Source organism: Pseudomonas sp. MRSN 12121, assembly GCF_000931465.1.
GTDB lineage: Bacteria > Pseudomonadota > Gammaproteobacteria > Pseudomonadales > Pseudomonadaceae > Aquipseudomonas.
Genome location: NZ_CP010892.1, coordinates 904,519 through 919,994 on the forward strand (window position 1 = coordinate 904,519; position 15,476 = coordinate 919,994).

The 15,476-nt window shown below is 61.5% G+C and carries 19 protein-coding genes and 1 other RNA gene; 16 read left to right on the forward strand and 4 right to left on the reverse strand.

Annotation, left to right across the window (positions count from 1 at the left end; all coding sequences use genetic code 11):
- Positions 1-6 precede the first annotated feature (6 nt).
- Genes TO66_RS04030 through TO66_RS04060 form a run of 7 tightly spaced genes read left to right on the forward strand, consistent with a single transcriptional unit; the run spans position 7 to position 5,643 of the window.
- A complete protein-coding gene (locus TO66_RS04030; protein ID WP_044461116.1) occupies positions 7-366 on the forward strand; it encodes a phage tail assembly chaperone family protein, TAC in 360 nt (119 codons plus the stop codon).
- 29 nt (positions 367-395) lie between these two features.
- Positions 396-674 (forward strand): hypothetical protein, encoded by a 279-nt coding sequence (locus TO66_RS04035; protein WP_256242509.1) that lies wholly within the window; start codon positions 396-398, stop codon positions 672-674.
- 3 nt (positions 675-677) lie between these two features.
- A complete protein-coding gene (locus TO66_RS04040) occupies positions 678-3,563 on the forward strand; it encodes a phage tail tape measure protein (RefSeq protein ID WP_052506096.1) in 2,886 nt (961 codons plus the stop codon).
- A complete protein-coding gene (locus tag TO66_RS04045) occupies positions 3,553-3,891 on the forward strand; it encodes a phage tail protein (RefSeq protein WP_044461117.1) in 339 nt (112 codons plus the stop codon). The genes TO66_RS04040 and TO66_RS04045 overlap by 11 nt, the downstream gene beginning before the upstream one ends.
- 9 nt (positions 3,892-3,900) lie before the next feature.
- The gene (locus tag TO66_RS04050) at positions 3,901-4,650 is read left to right on the forward strand and encodes a phage minor tail protein L (protein WP_044461118.1); all 750 of its coding nucleotides are present in this window, start codon (positions 3,901-3,903) and stop codon (positions 4,648-4,650) included.
- A 2-nt stretch (positions 4,651-4,652) separates the two neighbouring features.
- Positions 4,653-5,417: a C40 family peptidase gene (locus tag TO66_RS04055; protein ID WP_044461119.1), complete on the forward strand. Its 765-nt coding sequence runs from the start codon at positions 4,653-4,655 to the stop codon at positions 5,415-5,417.
- Positions 5,418-5,442: 25 nt separating this feature from the next.
- Entirely contained in the window at positions 5,443-5,643 is a 201-nt protein-coding gene (locus TO66_RS04060) for a hypothetical protein (protein WP_044461120.1), read from the forward strand.
- On the opposite strand, the gene TO66_RS33175 is transcribed toward TO66_RS04060, so the two are convergent.
- Positions 5,627-5,854, reverse strand: a complete 228-nt coding sequence (locus TO66_RS33175; protein WP_146021770.1) for a hypothetical protein — start codon at positions 5,852-5,854, stop codon at positions 5,627-5,629. The two genes, TO66_RS04060 and TO66_RS33175, sit on opposite strands and share 17 nt — an antisense overlap.
- Positions 5,855-6,042: 188 nt before the next feature.
- Here TO66_RS33175 and TO66_RS32245 point away from each other — a divergent pair, with 188 nt between their 5' ends.
- Together TO66_RS32245 and TO66_RS04065 are read left to right on the forward strand one after the other, a co-directional pair.
- Entirely contained in the window at positions 6,043-6,384 is a 342-nt protein-coding gene (locus TO66_RS32245) for a hypothetical protein (protein ID WP_082061037.1), read from the forward strand.
- A gap of 46 nt (positions 6,385-6,430) precedes the next feature.
- Positions 6,431-7,015, forward strand: coding sequence for a tail assembly protein (locus tag TO66_RS04065; protein ID WP_044461121.1), 585 nt, complete (start codon positions 6,431-6,433; stop codon positions 7,013-7,015).
- Positions 7,016-7,234: 219 nt separating this feature from the next.
- Here TO66_RS04065 and TO66_RS33830 read toward each other — a convergent pair whose 3' ends face one another.
- Positions 7,235-7,480 carry a hypothetical protein gene (locus TO66_RS33830; protein WP_082061038.1) on the reverse strand — a complete coding sequence of 82 codons (246 nt, stop codon included), beginning with the start codon at positions 7,478-7,480 and terminating at the stop codon, positions 7,235-7,237.
- A gap of 130 nt (positions 7,481-7,610) precedes the next feature.
- On the opposite strand from TO66_RS33830, the gene TO66_RS04070 reads away from it, so the two are divergent.
- From TO66_RS04070 to TO66_RS04100, 7 genes are read left to right on the forward strand one after another with little or no spacing between them, the layout of a single operon-like run.
- Positions 7,611-11,237 carry a phage tail protein gene (locus TO66_RS04070; protein WP_044461122.1) on the forward strand — a complete coding sequence of 1,209 codons (3,627 nt, stop codon included), beginning with the start codon at positions 7,611-7,613 and terminating at the stop codon, positions 11,235-11,237.
- On the forward strand, positions 11,234-11,536 hold the full coding sequence (locus tag TO66_RS04075; protein ID WP_044461123.1) for a hypothetical protein: 303 nt from the start codon (positions 11,234-11,236) through the stop codon (positions 11,534-11,536). The genes TO66_RS04070 and TO66_RS04075 overlap by 4 nt, the downstream gene beginning before the upstream one ends.
- Positions 11,536-12,411 carry a hypothetical protein gene (locus TO66_RS04080; protein ID WP_044461124.1) on the forward strand — a complete coding sequence of 292 codons (876 nt, stop codon included), beginning with the start codon at positions 11,536-11,538 and terminating at the stop codon, positions 12,409-12,411. The genes TO66_RS04075 and TO66_RS04080 overlap by 1 nt, the downstream gene beginning before the upstream one ends.
- Before the next feature lie 13 nt (positions 12,412-12,424).
- Entirely contained in the window at positions 12,425-13,393 is a 969-nt protein-coding gene (locus TO66_RS32260) for a hypothetical protein (protein WP_082061039.1), read from the forward strand.
- 42 nt (positions 13,394-13,435) lie between these two features.
- Complete coding sequence (locus TO66_RS04090; protein ID WP_044461125.1) at positions 13,436-13,861, forward strand: structural protein; 426 nt, start codon at positions 13,436-13,438, stop codon at positions 13,859-13,861.
- Positions 13,858-14,229: a hypothetical protein gene (locus tag TO66_RS04095; RefSeq protein WP_044461126.1), complete on the forward strand. Its 372-nt coding sequence runs from the start codon at positions 13,858-13,860 to the stop codon at positions 14,227-14,229. Before TO66_RS04090 ends, TO66_RS04095 begins: the two co-directional genes overlap by 4 nt.
- Positions 14,226-14,483 carry a hypothetical protein gene (locus TO66_RS04100; RefSeq protein WP_044461127.1) on the forward strand — a complete coding sequence of 86 codons (258 nt, stop codon included), beginning with the start codon at positions 14,226-14,228 and terminating at the stop codon, positions 14,481-14,483. Before TO66_RS04095 ends, TO66_RS04100 begins: the two co-directional genes overlap by 4 nt.
- 120 nt (positions 14,484-14,603) lie before the next feature.
- Here the strand turns inward: TO66_RS04100 and ssrA are convergent.
- Together ssrA and TO66_RS04105 are read right to left on the reverse strand one after the other, a co-directional pair.
- Positions 14,604-14,995, reverse strand: a transfer-messenger RNA (tmRNA) gene (gene ssrA, locus TO66_RS32265).
- Between the two features lie 79 nt (positions 14,996-15,074).
- Complete coding sequence (locus TO66_RS04105; protein WP_044461128.1) at positions 15,075-15,362, reverse strand: hypothetical protein; 288 nt, start codon at positions 15,360-15,362, stop codon at positions 15,075-15,077.
- Positions 15,363-15,476 lie beyond the last annotated feature (114 nt).

Genomic DNA, 15,476 nt, shown 5'->3' on the forward strand with positions numbered 1-15,476 from the left:
AGCCCCATGGATCTCAGCATTAAAGCACTGACCGCGGCCGGCGCATTCGTCGCGCCGCCGGTGAAGAAGGACATCACCTGGCACGCTGGCGGCAAGGTTCAAAAGGCCACGATCTACGTGCGACAGGAGTCGTTCGTCGAGCTCACCGACCGCTGGAAAAACGAAGATCAGGGCGCCGACATGCTGGCTGCCCGGATCGCGACCAACGTTCTGAAAAAGGACGGGACGCCGGTATTCACCATCGAGGACGTACTCGGTTCCGAAGCATCTGGTCATGGCCCGCTGTGCGCCGAACTGACCATCGTGCTGCTCAACGCCATTTCCGAAGCGAACGGCGCAAACCGGGCTGAACCGCCAAAAAAATAGGACCCGCCGAAGAGTTCTGGCACGAACTGGTGCTCAACGGCATCGGCGGGCGCACGGTCGCCGAAGCGCAAGCCAACCTCAGCTACAACGAGGCGCTTTCGTGGATGGCGTACGTCGAGCAAAACGAAACGCTGAACCTGGGCCTGAAGATCGAGCGGGGTTTTGCCCTGCTCGCCACCATTCTCAACAACCTGCACGGCGGCAAAGCCACGTTCGACGACTTCCTGCCGAAACGCGGTGAGGTGGCGGAAGAGGTGGAAGCTTCTGCGCAGGATCTGTTCAGGCTGCTGCAGTCGGTCAAGAGGTGATTTATGGCTGTTGATTCACTTGGCCAGCTGACGGTCGACCTGGTGGCCAACACCGGCGGCTTCGAAAAGGGCATGGACCGGGCGCAGCGGGCGCTGAAGTCGGCGACCAAGGAAGCGGCCTATCAGGCTGGCCAGCTCGACAAGCTGGTCGGCCAGATTGACCCGGTGATCGGGGCCTACGGCCGCCTCGACAAAATGGAAGAACAGCTGCGCAAGCACCGTGCGGCTGGCCGGCTGGATAATGCCGATTTCACCCTGTACCTAAACAAGCTAAAGGAACAGCGCGACGCGGTCGAGAAGGTCGACCGGGTCATGGCCAAGAACGGCCAGACCGCCAAGCAGTACGCGGCGAATCTGCGCGGTGTGCCGGCTCAGTTCACCGATATCGCCGTTTCGTTGCAGGCCGGTCAGAACCCGTTGACGGTGTTTCTCCAGCAGGGCGGCCAACTCAAGGATATGTTCGGCGGCGTGGTGCCGGCGGCCAAAGCCCTGGGCGGTTACGTGCTGGGGCTGGTGAACCCGTTCACGGTCGCGGCGGCAGCGGCGGCGGTGCTGGCCCTGGCTTACAAGCAGGGTTCCGACGAAGCCACCGCGTTCAATACCTCGCTGGCGATGACGGGCAACACGGCCGGCACCACCGCGAACGGTTTGGCGTCGATGGCGCGGCAGGTTTCGGGTGTGAGTGGCACCGTCGGCAAGGCGTCCGAGGTGCTGGCGCAGTTGGCGGCGACTACCCGGATCCCGGTAGCGGCTTTCGAGTCCATCGCTGAGGCCGCCATCAAGTACGAATCGGCGACCGGGATTGCGGCCAGCAAAACTGTCGAAAACTTCGAGAAAATCGCCAAGGACCCGGTCGCGGAGATTCTGAAGCTCAACGAGTCGATGAACTTCCTGACCGCGACCACGTACGAAAACATCAAGTCGTTACAGGAGCAGGGTAGAACTCAGGAAGCGGCCGCGTTGGCGACCGCCACCTATGAGGACGGCCTGAATCGGACGTCCACCTCCATCAAACAGAACCTCGGCTACCTCGAGGCGAGCTGGGGTGCGGTCAAGAGCGCCGCCAAGGGGGCGTGGGATGCGGCGTTGAACGTTGGCCGCGAGGAAACCCTCGACCAGCAGATCGCCAAACTCGACGAGCAACTGAACGCCATTGCCCAGAACGCTGCACTGCGCAACAAGCGTAATGCTCGGGGCAAGCCGGCGGACCCGTTCAGCAACCTGACGCCCGACGACAGCTTCCGCACGGAAGCGCTCGAGCGTGAGAAAACCGAAAAGCTGTTGCTCAAGGCCGAACAAGATCGTCGGGCGGCCGCCAAAGGATACGCCCAGCAGCAACAGCAGGCGGCACTGGATGACCAGCTCAAGCTGGACAAGCTACGCAAGGAAACCGAGAGCAATTCGGTAAAGCGCGAGCGTGAACTGGCTGATTATCGGTTGCTGGTGGAGCGTCGGGTTACCCAGGCCAAAGCCAGAGGTGACAGCTCGCTGCTGATCTCTGCGGATCAGCAGGCGAAAGACATCGCCGCGATCAATGAGAAATACAAGGATCCCAAAACCGCCAAAACGCCGCAGTACCGCGAGGATGCTGGCATCAAGGCACTCGATCAGGCGAAACAGCAGTACGCTGTGCTGCAGCAGCAAAGCGCCCTGATCGGCGATCAGACCGCCGCGAGCCAGGCCCTTGGTACGAACGCGAAGAAGCTGGTCGAGTGGGAGCAGCAGCTCGCCGACATCAAAGGCAAGAAAACCCTGACGGCCGATCAGCAGTCCCTGCTGGCCAACCAGGAACTGATCACTGCCCAGCTCAAGCGCAACGCCGCGCTGGAAACAGAAAACACGTTGCGCGAGAAAGGGCTGGAAACCCGCCGCAAGCTCGCCGCCTTCGACGAGAACCTGAAAAGCCAGCTGTCCAGTGCTCAGCAGGGGCTGGACAACAACCTGGCCGGCATTGGCCTGGGCGACCAGCAACGCAAGCGCTTGCAGGAACAGCGCGCTATTCAGCAGTCCTACCAGTCGCAGATGGACAAGCTGACCTCGGACTACAACAAGAGCAACAAGGACCAGTTCAGCACCGAACTGTACGACAAGGAAACCGCTGCGCTGAGGTCGGCCCTCGACAAGCGCCTGGCCATGCAGACCAAGTACTACGAGGACGAAGACGCCGCTCGCAGCGATTGGCAGGCCGGCGCATCGTCTGCGTTCCAGAACTACGTCGACCAAGCCAAGGATGTAGCCGGCCAGGCGAAATCGGCGTTCACGTCGCTGTATGACGGGCTGACCGATGCCGCCGTGGATTGGGCATTCGGTGCGGATAAGAGCTTTGGTGATGTTGCCAAGAGCTTTGCCCGCATGATCGCCAAGATGGCCTTGCAGTCGGCGGCTTCGAACGTGTTCTCAAGCATCGCCGGCAGCGCGCTGGGCAGCTACTTCGGCGGGACGACGGCAGCGTCTGCGGGCAGCACCGCCGCCGGTTACTCCGCTGACGTTTTGTCGAAGTGGCCGGGGCTATCCGATGGCGGCTACACCGGCGATGGCGGCAAGTTTGAGCCGAAAGGCGTTGTGCACGGTGGCGAGGTGGTCATTCGCAAGGAAGTGGTCCAGCAACCGGGCATGCGCGGCTATCTGGAGCGCCTGAACAAGCGCGGCTATGCCGACGGCGGGTATGTTGGGCTGACCGGTGGCTCTTCGCCGCCAGCTTCGACGCCGGGCGGCGTTTCCATCCATCAAACCATCATGGTGCCCGAGTCGGGTGGCGGCGGATCTGGCCAAGACATGCAGGCGCTCGGCCAAGAGTATGCCGCCGTATCCAAGCGCGGCGCCGAACAGGCCATTGCCCAGGAGATTCGCCCGGGCGGTTCAATTTGGAGGCTCGTAAATGGCCGTTGAGAAATTCGACTGGTGCCCGAAGATTGAGGCGGTCAGCGCTCCAGAGTATCGCGTCAGGTCCTCCAAGTTTGGCGATGGGTATGAGCAGGTCGTTGGGGAGGGGGTCAACAACCGCGTTGACTCTTGGCCCCTGACGTTTGTCGTCAAGGAGGCAGTGGCGTTGCAGATTCAGGCCTTTCTGAACAGGCATGGCGGCTTCAAGTCCTTCCTCTGGACGCCGCCGCTTGGCCAGGTCGGCTTTTATCGAGGAACGGCACCGACCGTCAGCCCGAACGGGGCAGGGATGTACACCCTAACCACCACATTCACCCAATCCTTTCATCCATAAGGGGCAACCATGCCACTGATCAGTGACATCCAGGTCCTGGAGCCGGGAAGCGAGGTGCTGCTATTCGAACTGGATGGTTCCGAGTACGGCGCGGATGTGCTGCGCTTCCACGGGCATGCGATCCCGCACTCGCCGGAGGAGATCATCGCCGCCGGCGCCGATGCTGACCAACTGCCGGCGAAGGCGATCTACTGGCAGGGCAATGAGTACAGCGCCTGGCCCATGCAGATCGACGGTATTGAAGCCAACGGCGACGGTACAGCGGTACGCCCTACGCTGTCGGTCGGTAACGTGAGCGGGCGGATTACTGCGCTCTGCTTGGCGTTCGACGATCTGCTCGAGTTCAAGCTGACCATGCGTCACACGCTGGGGAGCTACCTGGATGCGCAGAACTTCCCGGGCGGCAACCCGACGGCAGACCCAACCCAGGAGACGATCGAGGTCTGGTACATCGACCAGAAGACCAACGAGGACGGGGAAACGGTCAGTTGGGATCTGGCCAGCCCGGGAGACGTTGGCGGCGAGACGATCGGCCGCCAGGCCACAACTTTATGCCACTGGTGCCTCACCGGCGGCTACCGCGGCCCCAACTGCGGCTACACCGGCCCATACCGTGACAAGGACGGGAACCTCACGGATAACCCTGAACTTGATGCCTGTGACGCGACGCCGGGCCGCGGGTGCATCCCTCGCTTCGGCGAAGGAAACCCGCTGCCGTTTGGTGGTTTCCCGGCCGTTTCCCTGATCGCACGGAGCTGAGCATGCGCAAACACATCTTGAGCGCTATCCAGGCGCACGCGGCGGCTGAGTACCCAAAGGAGTGCTGCGGCCTGCTGCTGGCCGTGGGGCGCAAGCAGCAGTACTACCCGTGCCGCAACGTCTCCACTGAGCCGAACGAGGAGTTCCGGATCGATCCGGAGGAGTACGCCGCGGCCGAGGACGTGGGCGAGGTGATCGGGGTAGTTCACTCGCACCCTGACGCCACCAGCCGGCCGTCACCGCGCGACCTGGCCATGTGCGAGGCTACAGCGCTGCCCTGGCACATCCTGAGCTGGCCGGAGGGTGACCTGCGCACCATCACGCCGGCAGGCAGCACGCCGCTGCTCAAGCGCCCGTTTGTGCATGGTGCCTGGGATTGCTGGCAGGTCTGCGCAGACTGGTACAAGCGCGAGTGGGGGCTTGAGTTCGAAGCCTTCAAGCGTGCTGATGGCTGGTGGGAAGACCCGGCCGGGCCAAGCCTGTATGAGCAGGCCTATGAGGCCGCTGGGTTCTACCAGGTTGATCGACCCGAACGCGGCGACATGATCGTCATGGCGGTGGGGCGAACGGCACACCCGAACCATGCCGGGATCTACCTCGGCGCTGATCCGGCGCTGACCGATGAGGCCGCCGAAGTGTTCGGCCCGGGGCCATTCCTGCTGCACCACCTGTACGGGCGGCCCAGCGAGATCATCATATTCGGCGGCCCGTGGCTCGACAGGACGCGCCTGATCCTCAGGCACAAAGATGCACAATCAACCACATGATGCGGCAGGGCCGCAGGAGAGAGTTATGAATCAGCCATTCGAAGCAGCAGGCGATCATTTCATCAACAACTGGTCGATCATCGTCGATGGTGGTCGGTTCGCAGGGATTGGGCTTGGGTTGCCCGAAGAATTTGGCAAGGAAGCGCAGGAGAAAGCCGACCTACTTGAGCGTCGGCTTTCGAGATTGGAAAAGGCGCTCGGCCTTGATCCTATTTGTGATGGCTGAAGAAGCTGTTGATAGCTGTCACATCGGGCGCAACAGCGCCTGATGGATGAGTCTTGGCGAGTTCTACTGCATAAGCTTGAGCGGCCTCAACAGCCCCCGCGCCTTGCGTCTCTTTAAGCTGATTCGCCAGGCCTGAAAGTATGCAGTTCAGTGTAAGAAGAGATGAGCCGGTGTAGTTCAGAATCTCTTGGATGTTGGTGTCATTGCTCACATCGACCTCCTAGGTCATAAACGCGCCGAAATTGGCGCAATCCCAGTCCTTGGGCTTGCAGGCAAGGGACTGGGGAATCCGTTGCGTGAGGGCGGGAGGCTACTACGGAGGGCGCCGGGGCGTAACTGGGGATTCGTACAGGGGTCGACCGGTGATATCGTTGACTCCTTTCCACAGGAGTGACCCGCATGAGATTGATCGTAGGAGCGTTGGCTGTGGCGTTGTTGGCGGGGTGTGCATCACCGTCAGACCTCATGTCTGAAGCACCGGCAATTACTGTTTCTTCTGCAAAAACACCGAAAGCCTTAGCGCTCTGTATTTTCCCTGCGTGGCAAGAGCACAACTCTAATGCCAGTATGAGTGAAACGACTACCGGTTACCGTCTGGTCAGCGGCTTTGCCCAACAAACAGACGATGTTCTGGACATCAGCTATGCAAAAGCAGGGAGCGTGGCGAAACTCTATCAGCGGGTCGCATGGTCGCAAATCGGACGTGGGTCCTTGCGAGACTCAATTCAGAAGTGCAAATGAATACAAGACCGCCGATAGGCGGTTTTTTTATGAAAGGAGAAACGTTTTGGCCGCTATTGCTGAAATGACTACCATCAAGCTGTCGGGCTCTCTTGCTCGGAAGTTTGGTAGATCTCACGCTAAAAAAATCGATTCAGGCACATCACGCGAAGTCTTTAAAGCCATGAGCTGCACTCTCGAAGGTTTCGAGGCAGAAATCAAAAGGCTTGCCGCTCTAGGAATGCGGTTCGCAGTTTTTCGAAATCGGGTGAATATTGGTGAAGCTGAATTGGATCTTGGTGGGACTCGAGAGATTCGAATTGTGCCCGTTGTCGAAGGGAGCAAACGCGCTGGAGTTCTGCAGACTGTCGTCGGTGTTGTGTTGTTGGCAATTTCCTACGCGCTTCCATTTACCGCGCCATATCTGACCCCGGCCGGGATTGGTCTCATTGCCGGCGGCGTCATCCAGATGCTCAGCCCCCAGGTCTCAGGCCTGAAGCAAAGCGCATCCCCGGACAACGCCCCGTCCTACGCCTTCGGCAGCGCCAAGAACACCACGGCCAGCGGCAACCCGGTGCCGATCTGCATCGGCGAGCGCCGGTGGGGCGGGATGATCATCTCGGCCTCGATCTACGCGGAGGACAAGGCATGACCAAAGTCACCTACAGCATCACTATCCATGACCTGCAACGGCTTGAGGACGGATTGATTTGCGGCGACGAAGCGGTGGTGGCCGTTCTGGACAATGGGCGTGAGATCCATCACGAGCGCTTCATTGGCAAATGCACATCGCCAAGCGGCTACACGCGAAAATACCGCGACAAGGCAGGTCTTACCGCCGCACCGGTCTTTGGCAGCTGCCGCATGGGCTTCAGCCTAACTGGCCCGGCAAAGGCTCTTCCAAGCCACCCACAAAATCGTCAGATCCCAGCCGGTGAGAGCCGTAATCGACTCGATATTCTGGACCGCGAGATGCCGCTTCAGTCTCGGCCGCATCCTTAGACGCGTAGATATCGACGAAATGCCAGGGTGAGGTTTGCACGACTCCCCAGCCCAGAACCCACCCCTCGTTGTCTGGGTCGGCAGGGAGATTTTTAGCAAGACTTTTAATTGACATGACCGCTCCTTGGTTGCGTGAAGGCTGAACGCTACTACCCTGGCGCGCTCTTGCGTTACTGGAATTTCATCCACCCTGTACAGCTACACAGGCCGCCCAAGAGGCGGTTTTTTTATGCCTGGAGGAAAGCATGGGCGCCGCAGAAAAGATCGAGATCCACGGCGAGAAGGGCGGCAGCAGCAAGCCGAAGACGCCGACCGAAGCCAGCGATAGCCTGCGCTCGACCAACGTGGCGAAGCTGCTGGTGGCGGTGGGCGAAGGAGAGTTCGACGAAACTCCGACCGACTACGACATCTACCTGGACAACACGCCGATCCGCGATGCCAGCGGCAACTACAACTTCCCGAACGTGAAGTGGGACTGGCGGCCGGGCTCCGTGGATCAGACCTACATCCCGGGCATTCCGTCGGTCGAGAACGAGACCTCGCTGAACATCGAGCTGCGCAGCGATACCCCGTGGGTGCGCTCGATCACCAACACCCAGCTATCGGCAGTGCGCCTGCGTTTCGCTTGGCCTGCCCTGCAGCGGCAGGACGACGAGGGAAATGTCGTCGGCTACCGCATCGAGTACGCCATTGATCTGGCTACTGACGGTGGTGCTTATCAGCAGGTGTACCCCGACGCCGTGGACGGCAAGACAACCACCCGCTATGAGCGCTCGCGCCGAATCGATCTCCCGGCCGCCACTACCGGCTGGCAGATCCGCGTGCGCCGCCTGACGCCGAACCAGAACAGCAACAGGATCGCCGACACCATGCTGATCGCCGGTATCACCGAGGTGATCGATGCCAAGCTGCGATATCCGAACACAGCGCTGCTCTACATCGAATTCGACGCCGAGCAGTTCACCAACATCCCGGCCGTAACTGTGAAGTGCAAGGCTCGGCGCTGGATGGTGCCGAGCAACTATGACCCTGTGGCCCGCACTTACACCGGCACCTGGGACGGCACTATGAAGTCGGCCTGGACCAATAACCCGGCGTGGATCACCTACGGGGTCTGCACCGAGGACCGCTTTGGCCTGGGCAAGCGCATCAAGTCGTGGATGGTCGACAAGTGGGAGCTGTACCGGATTTCGCAGTACTGCGACCAACTTGTGCCGGATGGCCTGGGCGGCCAGGAACCGCGCTTTCTGTGCGACATGAACCTACAGGGCAAGGCCGATGCCTGGTCGCTGCTGCGCGATATCGCCGGCATCTACCGGGGCATGACCTATTGGGCTCAGGGCCAGCTGGTGATGCAAGCGGACATGCCGCGGGCGCAGGACTTCGACTACGTCTTCACCCGGGCCAACGTCATCGATGGGAAGTTCTCCTACGGCAGCGCGTCGGCCAAGACCCGGTACACCCGGGCCCTGGTCAGCTACGACAACCCTTCGAACAACTACGACACCGACGTCATTCCGTTCGCGGACCTTGGCCTGCAGCGCCGCTACGGCGACCGGCCGACCGAACTGACCGCTATTGGCTGCACTCGTGCCTCTGAAGCCCAGCGCCGCGGTAAGTGGGCGATCCTCAGCAACAACCAGGACCGCACCGTGTCGTTCAAGACCGGCATGGAGGGCGTGATTCCGCTGCCTGGGCATATCATCCCGGTCGCGGATTCGCTGTTAGCCGGCCGTGAGGTGGGCGGGCGGATCTCGGCCGCGGCCGGCCGCGTGGTGACGCTTGACCGCAACACCCAGGCCAAGGCCGGGGACCGGTTGATCATCAACCTGCCGGGCGGCCGCGCCGAGGGGCGCACCGTGCAAAGCGTCAGCGGCCGCGCGGTGACGGTCACGGTCGCCTACAGCGAGCCGCCGATCGCGCAATTGCAGTGGGCCCTGGATGCTGATGATCTGGCGATCCCGCTGTACCGGGTGTTGCGCACCAAGCGTACTGCTGAAGGGGATTTCGAGATCAGCGCCCTGCAGTACGAGCCCGGCAAGTTTGCTTTCATCGATACTGGCGCGCGCCTCGAGGAAAGGCCGATCAGCGTGATCCCGATCACCGTCGTTCCGCCGCCGGCAAGCGTCACCGTCGCCTCGACCTCGGTCGTGTCGCAGGGCCTGGCCGTGGCCACCATGAATATCACCTGGCCAGCCGTGAACGGAGCAGTCGGCTATGACGTGGAATGGCGCAAGGACAGCGGGAACTGGATCAAGCTGCAGCGCACCGGGGCTACCTCGGTTGACGTGGTCGGCATCTACGCCGGCGCCTATGTTGCCCGGGTGCGGGCGGTGAGCGCCTTCGATATCACGTCGATCTGGAAGAACTCGAACCTGACCCAACTGAAGGGCAAGGAGGGGTTGCCGCCGGCGGTGTCATTCCTGACCCCGACGAGCCTGGTCTACGGCATTCGCCTTGACTGGGGCTTCCCCGCGGGCGCCGAGGACACGCAACGGACGGAGATCTGGTACAGCAAGACCACGTCGCAGGCTGACGCGATCAAGCTGGGTGACTTCGCCTACCCGCAGGCTCGGCACGAAATGCAAAACATCCTGGCCGGGGCGTCGTTCTTCTTCTGGGCGCGCCTTGTCGACCGCACCGGCAACGTCGGCCCCTGGTATCCGACGGGGATTGGCGTCAACGGCCAGGCCAGTTCAGACCCGACCGAATACGAGAAGCACTTCCTTGGCCAGATCACGGAGTCGGCCCTTGGGCAGCACCTGAGCAACCGTATTGATCTGGTCGACGGAGATGGCCCTGGTTCTGTCAACTCACGCATCAAGGCAACCAAGGAAGAGCTTGAAGGGCTCATTGAACAGATCGTGGATGCACTCGAGTACGACCCGTCAAAGACTTACGCGGTAAACGAGATCGTCCGCCAAGGGCAGCACCTGTATCAAGCCATTACGGCTGTGCCAGCAGGCGCGGCACCGCCCAACGCTGCCTACTGGATCGATATCGGTACTGTCGCTCAGACGGTGAACGCGCTCGCAACTCAGGTTCAGCAGAACAGCACAACCATCGCGCAGCACGGCAACGAGATCACTGCGCAGGCGTCCCAGCTAAATGCAGTGAAAGCCACGGTGAACGATCCTGTCACTGGCGTGAATGCTACGGCGACTGGCCTGAGCACTCTCAAGTCGACGGTCACAGCGCTGGACGGCAAGGTCACCACCACCGCGGAGCGAGTGGACGGAATCTATGTCCAGGTCAACCCGGCAATGGCCGGCGAGGAAACCAGCTACGCCGGCTCAGAGCAAGGGTATGTCGGCGTTTGGTCGGTGCAGTCCGCTTTGATCGAGGGCGACGTGGCCACCGGTAAGCGCGTTGACGAAGTCAATGTGCAGATGGGGCAGAACAGCGCCGCGATTCAGACGGTCAGCCAGGCCCAGGTGGCGCTCGACGGCAAGGCCTCGACGATGTGGTCGGTGAAGATGCAGGTTGATTCAAACGGTCGCTACATCGCCGCGGGCATCGGTCTGGGCATTGAAAACCAGGGTGGTGTGTTCCAGAGCCAGTTCCTTGTGAGTGCTGACCGCTTCGCAGTAGTGAACGGCTTGGGCGGCTCGCCCTCCGCGCCGTTTGTGGTGCAGAACGGCCAGACGTTCATCAACTCGCTGTTCGTCCTCGATGCATCGATCACCAACGGGAAGATCGGCGGGGCGCTGTACTCCCTCGACTACGTGCCGAACACGACAGGCTGGATGCTGCCACGAACCGGCGCCTGGGAAATGAACGGCAGCAACGGTGCCGGGCGTCTGCAGATCAACAACACATCCATCAAGTTCTATCACCCGAACGGCGTGGTAGGCATCGAGATGAGCCTATGACCGGCATGACCCTGAAAACCGCCGGCGATGTCGTGTTGGTGGATATGACGATGAAGATCAGCCAGATGGTTGGCAGCGTGGTGACCGGCGGGGCCAATGGCTCTGCCTCGATCCCGCTGCCGCCGGCGGGCAAGACCATGTTCTTCATCGTCGTGCCGCTGGTGGACCTGCAGCGGGAGAAGGGGAAGCGGCCGGGGGTGACACTGTCCGGCACGACCCTTTCCTGGAGCTACTCATACAACACAAACGGCTGGGGCTACTTCTCGGCCAACTGCCAGATTTACTATGGGTACTACTGATGGTCGCGAGACTGGTTGTTACCAAAGACACCGAGGAGCTTCTGTTCGATACCAGCAAGATCTGCTACGGGCTTGTGAAAAGCGGAAACCTTGCCTTTATCGAGAACTGGGCCAGGTACTACCTGAGGTCCGCGCAGCTTGACCCGAGCGACGGCGCGAGTTGGGCGCCTGAGTCTGACCCGCAGCGCGGAGATCCCGCCTACGGTTTCACGGTGACGAATGCGCTATCGCCAATCGTGTTTATCACTGGCCCTGGCTGCCTGAACGGGGTTTCCCGGTCGGGCAGCAGCATGACGTTCATCTACATCAACGCCGATGCCAATACGCGGTTCTACTGCTTTGATCTCATGGCCGACAACATCCCGGGCAGCCCCTACCTGAAGACGCGTCTCGAGGACGGCAGGATCTCGTTCAACTCGCTACAGCCACCCTTGAACGTGCTGGCAGCAGTCCAGGCGCCGCCGCCACCTGCACACCCGCCAGCATGGCCTGACTGGTGGGGGACAACCTACAGCGGCGGATACAACGTTCAGCGGCGAGGTCTTGTAGCGCCAAATTACTCCCCAGCGCTTGATAGTCGAGTAGACATCGGGCTGGCGGGCGAGGAGTACGCCGCCTATCTCCCGTGGGCCCGCTCTGCGGTTTGCTTGAATGGCAGCGCCGATACAGGGCTGACCGTAACCGTTTCTGAGGGTGCATACGGAAGGGTTGGCGGCATCAGTTTTATGTTCGGCGCAGCCGGAGCCACAACGAAAGGAAATACCCCGTCAGGCCCCGGAACGCCGTCGGGAAACAGCTTCCGGAACATCCCGACGGATAGGTATCCAACGGCACTTGTGATCAGAACTGCCGGCCTTCCATTCCCCTACCAGTAATTGGAGCATTCAAATGTCAAAGCAAACGGTAACCCTGGGGACTGCCCCGACGGGCGTCGGCGGGGACACACCGCGCAGCGCCAACATCAAGATCAACGGCAACTTCGACGAGCTTTATGCGGCCCTCGGCGCAACAGGATCTCCGTCAGCGCTGCCGACGGTGCTGCCGATCGCGCGGGGCGGCACGGGAGCGGATACCGCGGCAGGAGCGCCCTGGCCAACGAAGTCAGCGTCGGGCATTGGCATGGTCGCCGCACCCGACGCGACAGGCTATGACTCGCCTGGGAACGCGCAAGTGGGAAGCCCGCAGGGGGGCGGAATGTACAAAGTCGCCGCCGGTCCTTCGTCATCCGGCATTTCCTACGCCGCCATGGTTCGAGTTCCCTACAACAACAACTACGAGGCTCAGCTTTTCTTCCCGATGGGTCTCGCAGTCAACAAGATGTATTTCCGGGTTTCGACGGGGGCCGCCGGCGGCAATTTCGGGCTGGCGATGGAGGTCTACCACACGGGCAACACCACCCGCGGATCAGGCGGCGCGCTGTCCGCTGCATCGCCGATCGTGCGCATCGCGAACGTCGCAGATAGCGTGCGCCGCGATCTCGACGAGCAGACCTTCGAGCCGGCCGGCGAGTGGGGCGTGGCGAACAGCGAAGCCCGCGGCGTGAGCGTTGAGCGCCTGGGTGTCGGCGAGTATCGGGTTACCGGCAGCCTGGGCCTGGCCCTTGAAGGCTGGCGCACGCAGGATCCTTGTTCGCCGGACGGCGGCGGCACGCTCGGCATCACCGAGAGTGAACAGGCGGAAGACGGCACTGTGATTATCCGTCTGTTCAAGCAGCGCTGGACGCTCTCTGAAGACGGCGAAATGATCCCCGGCCGCGGGGCTCCGCTGGACGTTCCGCTCAACAGCTGGATCGATGTCCGGCTTGAAATGCCGAAGCCGGAACCATCGCCACCGCCGGCAGCCACCGAAACCGAATAACAGCCCGCCACTGAGCGGGCTTTTTCTTGCCTGGAGAAAAGCATGAGTACCACTGAAACCCGCGGGGTGCGTAACCGAAACCCCGGAAACATCGACTACAACCCGGCCAACAAGTGGCAGGGCCAGCTACCGCACAATCCAGCGCTTGAGAAGCGATTCGCACGGTTCGATACACCGGAGAACGGCATTCGCGCCCTGGGCAAGGTGCTGCTGACCTACCAGCGCAAACATGGGCTCCGAACGGTGAAGGCGATCATCAGCCGCTGGGCGCCTGCCGTGGAGAACGACACGGCTGCATACGTGCGTGCTGTCGAAGCGAACACCGGCACCCGGCCTGGAGCGGAGATCGATCTGGCCCAGGCCGCGGTCATGGCCGGATTCGTCAAGGCGATCATCCATCACGAAAACGCAGGGTACGAATACCCGGCCGCTGTACTGGCTGAAGGCGTGCGGCGGGCGCTGTTATGAGCCCGGCGCCGAAGCTGATCGGCCTGCTGGTGCTGGCCGGACTGTTGATCACTGCTGGTGCCGGGCTGGGGGCCTGGCTCGCTGCTGGTCACTACCGGCCTTTGCTCGACGCCGCCCAGGATGACCTGGCTACCACCAAGGCCGGGCGGGCCAACCTGGAAACGCTGGTGGTGGAGCAGGGCAGGAAGCTCGGCGACCTGGTTCTGGCAGGTCAGGAGCGGGAGCGGCGCGCCGCCCATGCCCAGGCCGACGCCCGGGAGCTTTCCCGGGTCGACAATGCCGCCGCGAACCGGCTGTTGCAGGAGCGGACCGGCGGGGACCAGGCTGCGGCCGCCACGTCCGTTATTGATCAGGAGCTTGGATTATGAAGTTGCTGCTGTTGGGGGTTGTGGTGCTGCTGGCGGGGTGCGCGGGCCAGAAGGCGGAGGTACGCACTGTGCGAGTGGAGGTGCCCGTTCAGGTGCCGTGCCGCGCGCCAGATGTGGTGGTGCCGGCCTGGGCCGCGGGCAGCCTCAAGAAGGCCGACAGCTTGGAGCAGAAGGTGAGGGCATTGCTGGCTGAGCGCCGGCAAAGGATCGGGTACGAGCGGGAGCTGGTTGCGGCAGTTGGCGCCTGTCGTTGAGCACTACATGACCACTACATATGCTGTCATTAAGCTGGCATAACCGAGCCAAAACAGCCCTATCAGGCACAAAAAAGGCACTTGCGAAAACCGCTAAGTGCCTGATTTGTCTAGCTTTTTTGGTGGAGCCGGGGGGATTTGAACCCCCGTCCGCCAGTACTCCGCTGTCGGTACTACATGCTTAGCCGTGTCTATTGAGTTAACCCTCAGCGACCCGACGGGCAGGGTGCTTTGGGCGAGTTGTGTAAGTTTTAGCCGCTTCGTCCACAACGTACTGCACGGCGATTCTGTTCTGTATGACAATCATTTCGGGTTTACAGACATCCCCTGATGATTGCTGGACCCGAAGGTACCAGGAGGAAGGCTAGCGCCGCTTACGCAGCGAGAGCGTATTCCCCGTAGGTTTCGTCATTGGCAACTATAGGAAGTTGCAACAGTGGATTTACGAGTTCTGTTACCAACTCGGCATGCACCTAAAGTTTCGCAACCGGCGTCGAATCCTAAACGGCCCCGAACCTGCTGTGCATTACCAGCAGGTTTGCGCAGTCTACGCCAAAATGGCTCGCAAGGCCATCCCGAAGGCTTGCCCAGTTAGCCGCCGCCTTCACCCTTGGTGCTGTTCTGGATGGTCTGGATGGCACGGGTGGTCAGGGCGATGCATTCCTTGGTGCCTTCCTCGGTGTTTTTCGCCTGGGCCGCCTGGGCTTGTTGCACGGTGGCTTCCATATTGGCCTGCAAATCCTGGGACTGGATGCTGGTCCGGGCATCGCGGATGGTTTGCAGGTTCACCTGGCACAGGTCCTCCTGGTTCCCGGCGAAGCTGGGGGAAGCTAGGATCGAAGCGGTGACGAACAGGCCTAACAGTACAGAGCGTTTCATGGGCGTCTCCTTGGACTGGAGGGCCAGGCGCCGCTGGCCGTCAGCACGAATTGCCGCGTTTGGGGAAGCTCCCGTTTCCGGGGACTTGCTCGGTGGACTGCGAGGGTTCGGCAG

Excerpts from the sequence above, each read along its gene's own strand:
- TO66_RS04030 (WP_044461116.1), top strand. The coding sequence starts at position 7 with ATGGATCTCAGCATTAAAGCACTGACCGCGGCCGGCGCATTCGTCGCG.
- TO66_RS04040 (WP_052506096.1), top strand. The coding sequence starts at position 678 with ATGGCTGTTGATTCACTTGGCCAGCTGACGGTCGACCTGGTGGCCAAC.
- TO66_RS04045 (WP_044461117.1), top strand. The coding sequence starts at position 3,553 with ATGGCCGTTGAGAAATTCGACTGGTGCCCGAAGATTGAGGCGGTCAGC.
- TO66_RS04050 (WP_044461118.1), top strand. The coding sequence starts at position 3,901 with ATGCCACTGATCAGTGACATCCAGGTCCTGGAGCCGGGAAGCGAGGTG.
- TO66_RS04055 (WP_044461119.1), top strand. The coding sequence starts at position 4,653 with ATGCGCAAACACATCTTGAGCGCTATCCAGGCGCACGCGGCGGCTGAG.
- TO66_RS04060 (WP_044461120.1), top strand. The coding sequence starts at position 5,443 with ATGAATCAGCCATTCGAAGCAGCAGGCGATCATTTCATCAACAACTGG.
- TO66_RS32245 (WP_082061037.1), top strand. The coding sequence starts at position 6,043 with ATGAGATTGATCGTAGGAGCGTTGGCTGTGGCGTTGTTGGCGGGGTGT.
- TO66_RS33830 (WP_082061038.1), bottom strand. The coding sequence starts at position 7,480 with ATGTCAATTAAAAGTCTTGCTAAAAATCTCCCTGCCGACCCAGACAAC.
- TO66_RS04070 (WP_044461122.1), top strand. The coding sequence starts at position 7,611 with ATGGGCGCCGCAGAAAAGATCGAGATCCACGGCGAGAAGGGCGGCAGC.
- TO66_RS04075 (WP_044461123.1), top strand. The coding sequence starts at position 11,234 with ATGACCGGCATGACCCTGAAAACCGCCGGCGATGTCGTGTTGGTGGAT.
- TO66_RS04080 (WP_044461124.1), top strand. The coding sequence starts at position 11,536 with ATGGTCGCGAGACTGGTTGTTACCAAAGACACCGAGGAGCTTCTGTTC.
- TO66_RS32260 (WP_082061039.1), top strand. The coding sequence starts at position 12,425 with ATGTCAAAGCAAACGGTAACCCTGGGGACTGCCCCGACGGGCGTCGGC.
- TO66_RS04090 (WP_044461125.1), top strand. The coding sequence starts at position 13,436 with ATGAGTACCACTGAAACCCGCGGGGTGCGTAACCGAAACCCCGGAAAC.
- TO66_RS04095 (WP_044461126.1), top strand. The coding sequence starts at position 13,858 with ATGAGCCCGGCGCCGAAGCTGATCGGCCTGCTGGTGCTGGCCGGACTG.
- TO66_RS04100 (WP_044461127.1), top strand. The coding sequence starts at position 14,226 with ATGAAGTTGCTGCTGTTGGGGGTTGTGGTGCTGCTGGCGGGGTGCGCG.
- TO66_RS04105 (WP_044461128.1), bottom strand. The coding sequence starts at position 15,362 with ATGAAACGCTCTGTACTGTTAGGCCTGTTCGTCACCGCTTCGATCCTA.